Genomic DNA, 12,971 nt, shown 5'->3' with positions numbered 1-12,971 from the left:
AATGGCCAACACACTTTCTGCATCATTATTGGGCTGGCTGCGCTGTTTTGAGGCGGCGGCACGACATTGCAACTTCACCCAGGCCGCCGCGGAACTGTGCGTCACCCAGGGCGCGGTCAGCCAGCAGGTCAAGCAACTGGAGCAGTGGCTGGACCGGCCGCTGTTCCTGCGCACGCCGCGTGCGCTGGTACTGACGCCGGAAGGCGAGCGGCTGCGCTTTGTACTGCGCGAATCGTTCCAGGCCATCGAAGGCACGCTCACGCAACTGCGCCGCCCGCGAGACAAGCAGCCGATCGCGTTGTCGTGCTCGCCATCGTTCGCGATGGTGTGGCTGACGCCGCGGCTGGGCGGCTTCTTTCGCCAGCATCCGGACATCGGCCTGCGTGTCTATGGCGAATTCCACGCGCTGGACCGCTCGCGCATGATGCGCGACGGCACCGAGGCGGCCGTGCGTTTCGATCCGGGCGGCTATGCCGATCTGAAGGCGGACCGCTTCCTCGACGAATGGCTGATCCCGGTGGCCAGTCCGGCCTATGTGGCGGCGCATCCCGAGTTGCGGTCGCCGGACGGGCTGCGCGGCAGCATGCTGCTGCATGACGTCACGCCATGGGACGGCGCTGGCGAATTCGAGGAATGGCAGGGCTGGCTGCGTCATGCGGGCGTGGACTTGCCCGATGCCGCGGAGGGGCAGCGCTTCAACTTATCCCAACTGGCGATCAACGCGGCGCTGGCCGGTCAGGGCGTGGCGATGGGACGCTCCGCGCTGATCCTTGAGGAGCTGGAAGCCGGCCGGCTGGTGGACCTGTGGGGCATTCACGCGCCCAGCGTGGCTGCCTATCACTTTGTCTGCGCACACGGGCAAACCGCGCAGGTTGCCGAAGTGGAAGCCTGGCTGGTGGCCGAAGGCGCGGCATTCGATGCCGCCCGCCGACGGATTCTGCGCGCGGCGTGATGCGTGGGTAAGCCCGCAGCGAATCTGCGGCCGCCTGAAGCGATGCAGTCGCTTTGGGATGCGATAGGCCGTCTGCCGATGCGATACGATGCCGATGGTTTTTTAGTATCCGAACCCGAATCGCAAGGAATCCTCGCGTGCCCGACGCCCCCCGTCCCCATTCCGCCGCCGCTGCCGTGGTGGCCACCGATGTCTCCGCCGATACGTTCCCGATCTTCGAGACGTCGGCGTTTGCCAGCGACGGCGCGTTCTATTTCGATCTGGTGCGGCTGCAGGACCGTGACGACATTCCGCGCGGTTTTCTGCATCGGCACAACTACTACCATCTGCTGTGGATGACGCGCGCAAGCGGCACGCACATGCTCGACTTTGCGCATTTCGACGTGCGCGACCATTCCGTGTTCTTTCTATCGCCAGGGCAGGTCCATGCCTGGACGTCGTCGATCAAGCCGCACGGCTATGTGCTCAACTTCAGCATCGATTTTTTCGCGCGGATGTTCCCGCGCGCCGAAGACGTGGCGCGCTTTCCGTTCTACCATCCTGCGCGCGGCAACGGCGGCGCGAACAGCGCGCTCTATCTGACGCCGCAGCAGCACGACGCCTTGCTGCCGTTGCTGCGCGAGATGGAACACGAGGCGCGCGACCGGCAGCCCGGCTATGCCGATGTGGTGCAGGCCAGCCTGCTGATCCTGCTCACACGGCTGCGCCGCCTGTGCGCGGACAGCGAGACGCCCGGCGCCACGGGGCCGCAGCAGGCGCTGATGCGCCGCTTCACGATGCTGGTGGAAACGCACTACCTGCGCTTCGACACCATCGGCCAGTACGCCGAAGCGCTTTGCGTGAGCGAACGCCAGCTCAACGACGCGGTGAAACGCACGCTGGGCCGCACGGCCAGCCAGGTGGTGCAGGAGCGCGTGGTGCTGGAGGCCAAGCGCTGGCTCAGCAACACCGAGACCGGCATCGCCGAGATCGCGTTCCGCCTCAACATCGAGGATCCGGCGTACTTCACGCGCTTCTTCAAGAAGCAGACCGGCCTCACGCCGGGCGACTTCCGCCGCCAGCACTGCCGACCGCTCGACTGACGCGCGGAAAAGTCCAACACAACGTCCGATCTGTCCTAACGCTGGCGTCGCGCGCCTGCGTAAAGTGCTGCGCATGACGCCGATCGCCCGCCAGCGGTCGTCGCGAAAAACACAGGCACAGGAGACAGACATGCACAAAGCAATCGCCCGCTTGCGGGGCCTTGCCGTGGCCGCCGCATTGGGCTTCACGACATTTCACGCCATGGCCGACTATCCCGACCGCCCCTTGCGCGTCATCGTGCCGTTCGCGGCCGGCGGCGCCACCGACGTGATCGCGCGCACCGTGGCGCAAGCCATGTCGGCACGGCTGGGTCAGTCGGTGGTGGTGGAAAACAAGGCCGGCGCCAACGGCAATATCGGCGCGGTTGCGGCGGCGCGATCGGACCCGGACGGCTACACGCTGCTGATGGCCACGTCGAGCCACGCCATCAATGCATCGCTCTACCAGAAGCTCAACTACAGTCTCACGCGCGATTTCGTCGGCCTGTCCAACCTGGCGTCGGTGCCATTGCTGCTGGTGGTCAATCCATCGGTGCCCGTCAATTCGGCCAGCGAACTCGCCGCCTATGCGAAGGCCAACGCCGGCCGCGTCAACTACGGATCGGGCGGCACCGGCACCGCGTCGCATCTGGCCGGCGAGCAGTTCAGCACGCTGGCCGGCGCGAAGATGACGCACGTGGCCTACAAGGGCGGCGCGCAGGCGCTCAACGACGTGATGGGCGGCCAGGTGCAGGTCATGTTCGCCAACCTGCCCGAGGTGCTCGCGCAGGTGCAGGCCGGCAAGCTCAAGGCGCTGGCGGTGACCGGCAACAAACGCCACGCCGCGCTACCCGACGTGCCCGCGTTTTCCGAGACGCCGTTTCCGGGCATGACCGCGCGTTCGTGGTTCGGCCTGTTCGTACCGGCCGGCACGCCGCCGGCAGCCATCCAGAAGCTCTCGCAGGCCATCGTGCAGAGCGTGGCCGATCCCGCCGTCAAGGACCGCCTGAAAGGGCTTGGCGCCGACCCGATCGGCGACGACCAGCCCGCATTTCAGAAATACGTGAACCAGGAAGTCGCGCGCTGGGCCGTGCTGGTCAAGCAGTCCGGCGCCACCGTCGATTGAATCGCCGCATCATCCAAGGAAAACCCATGCTGTACGACGTACGAACCTACACCTGCCGTCCCGGCACTATCAAGAAACACCTGGCGCTGTATGCCGAGCACGGCTTTGCGGTTCAGAGCCGCCATCTGGGCAAGCCGCTGGCCTACATGCAGACCGAGACCGGCAACGTCAACAGCTATACCCATATCTGGGTCTACGACAGCGCGGCGGATCGCGAGGCCAAGCGCCAGGCGCTGCAGAAGGATCCCGCCTGGGCCGACTATCTGCGCATGAGCGCCGAGGCCGGATACCTGATCAGCCAGGAAAACCGGCTGATGACGCCGGTGTCGTTCTTCCAGCCGTAGTGGCCGTAGCCGAGCGGAACGCGGCCGGCTTCAGTCCCGGCTGCTCACGGGCGCGGAAAGCCGCTCGGGCAATGGTCCGAAAAACATTCTCTTGAACTTTTCGCGGCCAATCACGCGCACCAGCTCGGCAATGACGCAATAGGAAAAAATCAGCGTCAACAGCAGGATCTGGATGGCCCAGAAATGGGCCCAGTTGATTTCCAGAAGCAGCTTCTGGTTGGCTGCCGCCAGGCCCGGCGTCTCTTTCCAGTACTCGTACAGCCTTTCAAGGTAGTGCACGAGCAGCGCCACCAGTGCGTAGATCAGCGTTTTCCACGCGACATTCCAGATCAGCGGCTTGTCCGGAAATCGATTGATGAACGGCAGCAAATTGGCGATCAATACCGCTTTACCCAGAATCAGCGCGGCAAGCAGGATCGAAGCCGACGTCTGGATTTCGATGCCGGCACTGCGGACCATCAGCGCGCGAATCAATGCAACGATATGAAGCGCCACCAGGAAAAAGATGGTCGGCGGCAACATCTCCATAAATTCGCGTTTGATGGTGGAAAACACATTGCTCATGCAGCTCCCCTTGCCTGTGGAATGGCGCCGCCGTCCAGTGGCGCGCAGCGATGCCTCGCATAGTTCTCGCAGCAGTGGAATCCCGGAAGTGAATGATTCTGCAGCCAGAAATTAGATCTTTCGCGATACACGAAAATGCGCCGCTTTTGCCACTTTTTATGAAAAGCGCGAGCTACGCCAAAGCCGCCGTATTGTCAGACGCTGACAGCGATGATGGGCAGGCAATCAGATATCGAAATATCTAATATCGCCGCCGAAGAAAGATTCACTTCCGCCACTTCTCCGAAAGCAGAACGATTCACTCTGTTTCCGCCCCCCATATCGCCATGCGTCAACTGATCAGCCATCCTGCGGTGCTGTTTCTCGTCATGCTGGTGCTGCTGACCGCCTCCGCGGCGCTCGGCGCGCTGGTGCTGCGGCGCCGCAAGCCGATCGCCGCCGATGCACGCGAGGACTTCAACCTTGTGCAGGGTGCAACCCTGACGCTGTTGGCGCTGCTGATCGGCTTCACGTTGTCGATGGCGGTCGGCCGCTACGACCAGCGCAAGAACCTGGAAGAGGAAGAGGCCAACTCGATCGGCACCGAATACCTGCGCGCCGACCTGATCGAAGGGCCCGATACGGCGCGCGTCAAGGCGCTGCTGGCGCGCTACCTGGATCAACGGCTGCTCTACTACCGCACCCGCGACGCCGACCAGCTTGCCGAAATCGCCACCGCCACGGCGCAAATCGAAAACGAGATGTGGCTGCTCGCCCGCAACGTGGCGCGCGAAAAGCCAACGCCGATCGGCGCGCTGGTGGTGTCCGGCATGAATGACGTGATCAATTCCCAAGGCTATGCGGAAGCGGCGTGGCTGAACCGGATCCCGGTTTCGGCGTGGTCGCTCATGGTCGTCATTGCCTTCCTCAGCACGCTGATGCAGGGCTACGGCTGCCGCACCGATAGTTCGAAGGCGGTGCTGTTCTTTCTTCCGCTCACCGTGTCGCTATCGCTGACGCTGATCTCCGATATCGACAGTCCCCGTGGCGGCCTGATCCGCGTCGCACCGCAAAATCTGATGAGCCTGGCCGCTTCGATGCAGCGTTAGGCGCACCGCCATACAAAGGCAGCTTTCCATCATGCAATGCTCGATCGGGTTCTTCAACGACATCCCCATGGCCGTGCTGTTCGTCACGGTTGCCGGCGGCTACGCAATCGGCAAGCTGCGCGTCGGGCCGATCGGACTGGGCGGCGTGTGCGGCACGCTGATCGTGGCGTTGCTGGTCGGTCAGACCGGCTGCCACATGCACGGCGAGTTAAAGGAAGTCGCCTTCGCGCTGTTCATCTTTGCCATGGGCTACTCGGGCGGGCCGCAGTTCTTTGCCAACCTCAATCGGTCCAGCCTGCGCTTCATGCTGCTGCCGCTGATCGAGGCCGTCGCGGTGCTGTCGATCGTGCTTGCCGCCACTCACTTCCTGCATTTCGATGTCGGCACGGCAGCCGGGCTGGCGGCCGGCGCGGCGACCGAATCCGCGGTGGTCGGCACCGCTGCCGAAGCGCTAAAGCACCTTGGCGTAAGCGATGCCGAAGCGGCGCGCCTGGAATCGAATATCGCTACCGCCTACACGCTGACGTATCTAGTGGGCCTTGTCAGCATCGTGTTCTTCACCAGTCAGTTGGCGCCGGTGCTGTTGCGCCTGAACCTGCGCGAAGCATCGCACGAGCTGGCCAAGCGGATGGAGGCGGCGTCCGACGATGACGTGGCCAGCCAGCCCGCGCTGCCGCGTCTGGTGGGGCGCGCGTATCGCGTGGACGGCGCCGCAGGCCTGACCGTCGGCGAGCTGGAGCTCGGCATCGGCGGCCGGACCACCGTGATGGGACTGTTTCGTGGCAACGAGTCGATCGAACCGGCTGCCGATCAATTGATCGAGCGCGGCGACGTGCTGGCCTTGATCGGCGTACGCGAGAAACTTGTGCGCGCCGGCGAACTGGTCGGCGCGGAGGTGTTGCCGCCTTCGGTGCATGCCGACGTGCTCCAACTCGATGAGCGCCACGTCGTGATCAACAAGCCCGGCATCAACGGCCGCACGCTTGGCGATCTGGGTCGCTCGGCCGCACAGCAGCGGCTGCGCGCGGTGTGGATCCAGCAGATCGTCCGCTCGGGCATGAGCCTGCCCATCACGCGCGCCACGCGGCTGCAGAACGGCGATCGCGTGACGCTGGTTGGCACAGACCCGGCGCTTGCCACGGCCGCCAGCAACCTGGGCACGGAGCTGCGCCACACCGACGCCACCGAACTGGTGTTCCTGTGCATCGGCATCCTGGTTGGACTGGCAATCGGCTCGCTGTCCGTGACGGTCGGCGGCATTCCCGTGTCGCTCGGCAGCGGCGGCGGCGCACTGCTGAGCGGTCTGCTGTTCGGCTGGCTCAGCTTCAAGCGTCCCGGCATCGGCGACATGCCGCCTGCGGCCGTGCAATTGCTGAAGGATTTGGGGCTTGCCGTGTTCGTGGCTTGCGTGGGCCTGTCCGCCGGGCCCGATGCGATCGTCCTGATCAAGGAGCACGGCGCGATGCTGCCGCTGATCGGGCTGGCGGTTTCGCTGGTGCCGGCCTGCCTGTCGCTGTGGATCGGCCACCAGTTCCTGAAGATCGAAGGGCCGCTGCTGGTGGGCGCCATCGCCGGCCAGCATGTCAGCACACCGGCCATCAGCGCCATCCTGGCAGCGAGTCAAAGCTCGGTGCCGCTGCTGGGCTATACGGTGACCTACGCCATCGCCAACGTGATGCTGCCCGTACTGGGGCCGATCATCGTTGCGCTTGCCTACCGCGTGGGATGAGCGCGCCATGCCGTGCGCGATACTCGTCATGCCCGACTATCGGTAAATGATCGACGGCTGTCCGCAGGCCTAAAGTTTTCGGCGTGGCTGCCGTCAATGCCGTGATGGCGTGTTCCGCGAATCCCCATGCCAACGCGCATCGGCGTAACCTGGACATGACCATTGCAGCCGTAGCGGCTGCCCGTCCGGGCAAGCGCAGATGACCCGACATACGCGATACCACTACGTGGAGTTGAAATGCTGAGGTTCACCGCGATCATCCTGATCGCAACATTCGGTTCGGTGGCGAATGCCGCAGCGGAAACCGGAAGTCGGCCACAGGTCTTGAGCACCCAGCGCGGCATCGGTGATCCGCAGCGCGACGCGACGGTATTGCGGAGTGCTCCGCCCGCACATGCCGATGTCAATGCAACGCAGCCGCGGCCGCCCGCTTATGACCAGCAAGGCAATGGCGCTGCGCAGTACCCGCTTATCATCGCGCCATACATCGAGGTGCCCGGCGTTACGCCGCCACCGAATCCTCCGCGTCCCGCGCCGCATCGCAGATAGGCGCGGACAGTCAGGCCATGTAGATCTGGGCCAGACCTTCCTTGAGCGCCGCCGATATCTGGTCGTGGCGTCGTTCGATATGCTTGCTCAGGATGGGAATGCATCGGTCCGGATCGCGCGCCTTGAGTCCGAGCAGGATGTCGCGGTGGTCGCTCTGGCTGACGCGCCGGTCGCAACGCTCCATGTCGATCCAGCGCACAAAGCGGATGCGCGCATTGATGTTCTTTAGAACGCGCAGCATCTCCATGTTGCCGGACATCGCCATCAGGCCTTCGTGGAAGGTTTCGTCGAGCCTGACCAGTTCCTCCACGCTCCGATCGCCGGGCTCCGGGCCCGTGCTTTCGAGGAAAGCCAGCAGGGCGTCGATGTCAGCGTCCTTCGCACGTTCGATCGACAGGCGCAGCGCTTCGGTCTCGACGATCCGGCGCATCTCGTACAGTGAGAAGACCTCCTGCGCATCGAGATCGCGGCAAAAGAACCCCTTCCCCGGCGAAAATCTCAGCAGCCCTTCGGTGGTCAGCCGGGTCAGCGCTTCGCGCAGGGGCGTGCGGCTGACGCCGAGCGCGCTGGCGAGCACGCCCTCGTTAAGGCGCTCGCCGGGCTTGAAGTCATAGCCAACACTCATTTGCTTGAGCTTGTCGTAGACCTGCTCGACCACGCTGTCCGTTACTGCGGCTGCCACGGTATTAAATCCTTATCTCGGGTAAATCGGCGGTCGCCGGAATATGGCGACCGCCGAAATATACCTGAATTCGGCACTGTAGACGGCGGTGTATACAAGACCGGCAATCAGTGTCGCACGCTGGCACTCAGTCGACGTGTGCGCCGGAATCCTTGACGATCTGCGCCCAGGTTTTCATATCGGCCAGCTGCGTGCGCCGGAACGCTTCGGGACTGCCGTCCTTGATCGGCTGAATGGCCTGGCTGACCAGCCATTGCTCGAAGCTGTCGGTATGAATGGCCTTCAGCACGGCCTTCGACATGCGATTCTGAATGTCAGCCGGCAGATCGGCGGGGCCGAACAGGCCGTACCACGTAGTGCTCTGGAAGCCCGGCAGGTTGCAGGCTTCCGCCGCGGTCGGCACATCCGGCAGCACGGTGACGCGCTGCGCGGATGTCACCGCCAGGGCGCGGACTTTGCCGGACTGGATCGCGCCAAGGCTGGGAGAACTCTGGTTGAAGAAGAAGTCCACTTCGCCGGACAGCAGCGCCGTCATGGCCGGACCCTGCCCCTTGTACGGAATATGCACATAGCTGGTCTTCGATGCCGCGGCGAACTGGGCGCCGGCCAGATGGCCGGACGCGCCGTTGCCAGTGGAAGCGTAGTTGAGCTTGCCCGGCGCCTTGCGGGCGGCGGCGATCAGGTCCTGACAGGTCTTGATTTCCGGATGCTTCTCGGGGTTGATCAGCAGGATATTGGGCAGCGTCCCCAGCAGGGCGATGCGCGAAAAATCTTTTACCACATCGAACTGCAGTTTCGAATATAGCGCCGGATTAATTGCATGCGTTCCGGCCGTGCCAAGCAGGAAGGTATAACCATCGGGCTTGGCTTGCGCCACCAGACTCGATGCGATATTGCCGCCCGCGCCCGGTCGATTATCCGAGATAATCGGCACGCCGAATTCCTTATTCAACTCGACCCCCAGCTTGCGGGCGTACAGGTCGGTCGCGGCCCCGCCGGGGAAGCCGCTGACGATCGAAATGGTGTTGCTTGGCCACGACTTCGCGTCTTGGGCCAGCGTGCTGCCAGACATCACGAAAACCGCAGAAGCCAGCACGGTGGCGGCGAGAGAGGACAGCTTGCGCATCGACATAGGGGGCGCTCCAAGGCAGGGTTCAAGGGCCGGCGTGAGTGCAAGGGCAGGCTGGCCGCATCTGCACTCCGTCCTGTATACAGACTTTAATTATTGATCTGTATTCTGTAAAGCGCTATGCTGCGTTCACCGCTTGCGACCAACAGCATCCCTGTTTTGGTTCATCGGCACCATAATCGCGCCATCCCTCTTATTGCAGAGAAAAAACAATGACTTCTAGCATTTCCGCGCTGGCGGACCGCCCTGCCGCCGAAAACCAGACGTCCAGCCGTGGTGCATGGCGGGCGGTTTTCGTCGATGCCAATCCCACACTGTCCGAAGTGTCTTTGCGTCTGCACCGCGCCGACGACCTGCCGCTGCAGATCAACCGCCAGCCCGATATCCGGCCGGAGGAATTGCCCGCCGTGCTGGCCGGGGCGCCGATTGCGATCATCGACCACACCCACCTGCCCACCGACATCGCACGCCAGTGCCAGGGACTGCGGCACGTGGTGTTCCTTGGCACCGGCGCGCGCAGCTACATGAATCCCGAGGAGCTGGCCGCACTCGGCATCACGGTCCACACGATCAAGGGCTACGGGGACACCGCCGTCGCCGAATGCGCGTTTGCGCTGATGTGGGCGGCAGCGCGCAACTTCGCGCGCATGGATCGCGAGATGCGGGCGGGCAATTGGCTGCGCTCCGACGCGGTGCAGCTCACCGGCAAGACGCTGGGTCTGGTTGGCTTCGGCGGGATCGCCCAGGAACTGGCGCGGCTGGCACACGGCATCGGGATGCGCGTGATTGCGTGGAACCGCTCGCCAAAGTCGCATGCAAACGTCGAGTTTGTCGAACTCGATAGCCTGCTGGCGCAAAGCGACGTGGTGTCGCTGCATCTGCTGCTCACGGACGAAACCCGCGGCCTGATCTCGGCCGAGCGCATTGCATCGATGCGTGACGGGTCAATCCTGGTCAATACCGCGCGTGGCGCGCTGGTCGACGAAGACGCGATGATCGCCGCATTGCGCAGCGGCAAGATCGCGCATGCGGGCCTTGACGTGTTCACCGTGGAGCCGATGCCCGCCGGTCATGTGTTGACCACGCTGCCGAACGTCACGCTGTCGGCCCATTCGGCTTTCCGCACGCCCGAGGCCAACAACAATCTCATCGATGCCGCGCTGAACCACTGCCGCCGCATCGTCACCGAGCACAACTAAGGCGCCGATATGACCGCGACTCACGCTCCGATCGTGCGACTCGATCAAAACCACCGCCGCAGCCGTGCCGTGATCGCGAACGGTATGGTGTTTCTGGCAGGACAAGTGGCCGATGACAAATCCGGCGATATCGCCCAACAGGCGCGCGAAGCCCTGGCAAAGGTGGACGCGCTGCTGGCCGAGGCCGGCACCGACAAGCGTCGCGCGCTGACGGCGCAAATCTGGCTGGCCGACATGGCCGATTTCGACGGCTTCAACGCAGTGTGGGACGCCTGGGTCGCGCCGGGCGAAACGCCAACGCGCTGCTGCGGCAAAGTGGAACTGGCCGATCCGGCCTACCGCGTCGAAGTCGTTATCTCGGCGCTGCTTCCCTGACTTCGAAACTTCCGAGACATCCCCGATCATGATTTCCACGACCGATCCCCATCGCAACCGCAAGCCGCGCAATATCGGCGCCGAAGAATGGGCCGTCCGCGTGCAACTCGCCGCCGCATACCGGCTCGCCGCGAAGTTCCAGCTGACGGACCTGATCTACACGCACATCTCCGTGCGCGTGCCGGGCACCACGGACCAGTTCCTGATCAATCCCCACGGCTGGTTCTTCGACGAAATCACGGCCTCGTGCCTGGTGAAGATCGATACCGAAGGCCGCCCCATCGGCGATGATCGCTTCGAGGTCAACGCCGCGGGCTTTACGATTCACAGCGCGCTGCACCAGAGCCGGCATGACGTTGAATGCGTGGTGCATTTGCACACCGACGCGGGCATGGCAGTGGCAGCGCTGGAATGCGGATTGCTGCCGCTGAACCAGATCAGCATGCAGTTTTATAACCGCGTGAATTATCACGACTACGAAGGCATTTCGCTGGACCTCGACGAACGCTCGCGCATCGTGAGGTCGATGAAGGATGCCAATTACCTGATTCTGCGCAACCACGGTCTGCTCACGACAGGACGCTCGGTCGCCGAGGCCTTCACCCGCATGTTCTATCTGAACCGCGCATGCGAAATCCAGGTGCAGACATTATCGATGGGCCAAAAGGTGACCCTGCCCTCGCCCGAAGTCTGCGAGCACGCGGCCAAGCAGCACGACGACTACGCATGTCTGGATACCGTCCACCTGGACCGGGAATGGACGGCATTGCTTCGACTGCTCGATCGGGACGGCGGAGAGTATCGCTGTTGAACAGGCGCTGGGTGGGGCGCGGGCGGTTTCGGACCGAATGCAGGCGTATGCCATGGCGCATCGGGTAGGCTCGGCCATTGCCATTTTTATGGACGCGCCCCCCTCCCTCAACTGACTGCCAGACGGCAACGAACGGCGGCACGTCTCGACGCCGGACACGCCCAAGGGGGCCGTCGAGAAGCGCTTCCCGGACGGCACCCGGCAGTTCGTGCGCTTCGACCTCCAGGGCGAGCATGCCATCAGCGACATCATGCAGCCTGACGCGTAGTCCAGAAACGACAACGCCCGCACTGGGCGGGCGTACTAAGAGTGCGGTGGCCCTAGCACTTCGCCTTCGTCGTGCGTGCGCGCGAGTTGATCAGCAAGCCATGTGCGCAGGGCAAGTGTGTCGGCACGATCGCGCACGTGGGGCGCGAGCCAGAGCACCAGCTTGTGGGGCCCATCGACGAATCCGAATGGAGCGACGAGTTTACCCGAGCGCAAGTCGTCCAACACAAGCATCTGAGGCACAGGAGCAATTCCAAGTCCGCAGATCGCCGCTTGGATCATCAGGTAGAAATGGTCATACGAGTCATGGGTAGTTAGCGTTGCGCCTTCGTATTCAACCGCAGCAGCCCATTCGTTCCATGCGTTCGGACGTGTCGCCGGCGCCAGCCGGTGGGCCGCGGCGACATCTGCGAAACGTTTGATCCCCGTATCACGCAAATACTCCGGCGAGCAAACAAGACCAATACGTTCAGCCCGACCCAACTCCTTCACCACAACGTCCGGGGGCGGTTCGACCATCGTATTACGAATTGCGATACCAATGCGGTCCCTTACCGCGTCGAATTGGCCGTAATTCATATTGAATTGGAGCTGTACTCCTGGGTGCTGGCGGTGAAAGTCAGCAATTCGGGGAATCAGCCAGTACATCATGATCGACGCAGAGCACGAGAGCGTGAGGGGGCCCGGCTTTACCTGCTCTATCGCGGTATCGATCGCGGTGAAAGCGGCCGCCAGCCCTTCCGCGAGTCGCAGACCATCCGGAGTAGGGTCTGTTGACAAAGGCCCGCGTGTCAGTAGCGTAACGCCGAGGGTTTCTTCAAGCGCACGAATGTGGCGGCTGATCGCGCCGTGTGTGACAGAAAGCTCGTTAGCTGCCGCGCTCATGCTTCGCAGCCGCGCCGCAGCTTCGAAGGCCCGCAGGGCATTCAAGGAAGGGGTTGAACGAGCCATTAATTTGTCAGAGGTGTTGTGCGTGAGCACGAGATTCGATGGATGCGCGAGCACGGTAATTGATGGTCGGCTGCGGCACCGTCCATCACCAATGTTGCGTGCCGTCGGGCAACGCTGATGGACGTGGCGATCTATCGCGGTGGA

General features: G+C 63.4%; 14 protein-coding genes. 9 read left to right on the top strand and 5 right to left on the bottom strand.

Annotated features, from left to right (window positions below):
- Position 1 precedes the first annotated feature (1 nt).
- The 4 genes from F7R19_RS10155 (at position 2) to F7R19_RS10140 (ending at position 3,483) form a co-directional block, all read left to right on the top strand.
- On the top strand, positions 2-952 hold the full coding sequence (locus F7R19_RS10155) for a LysR family transcriptional regulator (RefSeq protein ID WP_150980183.1): 951 nt from the start codon (positions 2-4) through the stop codon (positions 950-952).
- 137 nt (positions 953-1,089) lie between these two features.
- The gene (locus F7R19_RS10150) at positions 1,090-2,034 is read left to right on the top strand and encodes a helix-turn-helix domain-containing protein (protein ID WP_223506234.1); all 945 of its coding nucleotides are present in this window, start codon (positions 1,090-1,092) and stop codon (positions 2,032-2,034) included.
- A gap of 130 nt (positions 2,035-2,164) precedes the next feature.
- Positions 2,165-3,139 carry a Bug family tripartite tricarboxylate transporter substrate binding protein gene (locus tag F7R19_RS10145; RefSeq protein WP_150980181.1) on the top strand — a complete coding sequence of 325 codons (975 nt, stop codon included), beginning with the start codon at positions 2,165-2,167 and terminating at the stop codon, positions 3,137-3,139.
- A 26-nt stretch (positions 3,140-3,165) separates the two neighbouring features.
- Positions 3,166-3,483 carry an NIPSNAP family protein gene (locus F7R19_RS10140; protein ID WP_061954408.1) on the top strand — a complete coding sequence of 106 codons (318 nt, stop codon included), beginning with the start codon at positions 3,166-3,168 and terminating at the stop codon, positions 3,481-3,483.
- Positions 3,484-3,513: 30 nt separating this feature from the next.
- Here F7R19_RS10140 and F7R19_RS10135 read toward each other — a convergent pair whose 3' ends face one another.
- Positions 3,514-4,047, bottom strand: a complete 534-nt coding sequence (locus tag F7R19_RS10135) for a hypothetical protein (protein WP_150980179.1) — start codon at positions 4,045-4,047, stop codon at positions 3,514-3,516.
- Between the two features lie 326 nt (positions 4,048-4,373).
- Between F7R19_RS10135 and F7R19_RS10130 the strand changes: the two genes are divergently transcribed.
- Together F7R19_RS10130 and aspT are read left to right on the top strand one after the other, a co-directional pair.
- Complete coding sequence (locus F7R19_RS10130) at positions 4,374-5,135, top strand: hypothetical protein (protein WP_150980177.1); 762 nt, start codon at positions 4,374-4,376, stop codon at positions 5,133-5,135.
- A 31-nt stretch (positions 5,136-5,166) separates the two neighbouring features.
- A complete protein-coding gene (gene aspT / locus F7R19_RS10125; protein ID WP_150980176.1) occupies positions 5,167-6,864 on the top strand; it encodes an aspartate-alanine antiporter in 1,698 nt (565 codons plus the stop codon).
- Between the two features lie 26 nt (positions 6,865-6,890).
- Here the strand turns inward: aspT and F7R19_RS10120 are convergent, their stop codons facing one another.
- From F7R19_RS10120 to F7R19_RS10110, 3 genes are all read right to left on the bottom strand, one after another.
- On the bottom strand, positions 6,891-7,208 hold the full coding sequence (locus F7R19_RS10120) for a hypothetical protein (RefSeq protein ID WP_150980175.1): 318 nt from the start codon (positions 7,206-7,208) through the stop codon (positions 6,891-6,893).
- A gap of 215 nt (positions 7,209-7,423) precedes the next feature.
- Positions 7,424-8,095, bottom strand: coding sequence for a GntR family transcriptional regulator (locus F7R19_RS10115; RefSeq protein WP_223506236.1), 672 nt, complete (start codon positions 8,093-8,095; stop codon positions 7,424-7,426).
- 127 nt (positions 8,096-8,222) lie between these two features.
- Complete coding sequence (locus tag F7R19_RS10110; protein ID WP_223506238.1) at positions 8,223-9,227, bottom strand: Bug family tripartite tricarboxylate transporter substrate binding protein; 1,005 nt, start codon at positions 9,225-9,227, stop codon at positions 8,223-8,225.
- Between the two features lie 209 nt (positions 9,228-9,436).
- Between F7R19_RS10110 and F7R19_RS10105 the strand changes: the two genes are divergently transcribed.
- From F7R19_RS10105 to F7R19_RS10095, 3 genes are read left to right on the top strand one after another with little or no spacing between them, the layout of a single operon-like run.
- Positions 9,437-10,423 carry an NAD(P)-dependent oxidoreductase gene (locus tag F7R19_RS10105; protein ID WP_150980173.1) on the top strand — a complete coding sequence of 329 codons (987 nt, stop codon included), beginning with the start codon at positions 9,437-9,439 and terminating at the stop codon, positions 10,421-10,423.
- A gap of 9 nt (positions 10,424-10,432) precedes the next feature.
- Positions 10,433-10,798: a RidA family protein gene (locus F7R19_RS10100; RefSeq protein ID WP_150980171.1), complete on the top strand. Its 366-nt coding sequence runs from the start codon at positions 10,433-10,435 to the stop codon at positions 10,796-10,798.
- 28 nt (positions 10,799-10,826) lie between these two features.
- Complete coding sequence (locus F7R19_RS10095) at positions 10,827-11,609, top strand: class II aldolase/adducin family protein (RefSeq protein WP_150980169.1); 783 nt, start codon at positions 10,827-10,829, stop codon at positions 11,607-11,609.
- Positions 11,610-11,912: 303 nt separating this feature from the next.
- On the opposite strand, the gene F7R19_RS10090 is transcribed toward F7R19_RS10095, so the two are convergent.
- A complete protein-coding gene (locus F7R19_RS10090) occupies positions 11,913-12,827 on the bottom strand; it encodes a LysR substrate-binding domain-containing protein (protein WP_150980453.1) in 915 nt (304 codons plus the stop codon).
- Positions 12,828-12,971: the final 144 nt, after the last annotated feature.

It is taken from the genome of Cupriavidus pauculus, assembly GCF_008801835.1.
GTDB classification, from domain to species: Bacteria; Pseudomonadota; Gammaproteobacteria; order Burkholderiales; family Burkholderiaceae; genus Cupriavidus; species Cupriavidus pauculus.
This window is presented reverse-complemented; position numbering and strand designations above follow the sequence as displayed.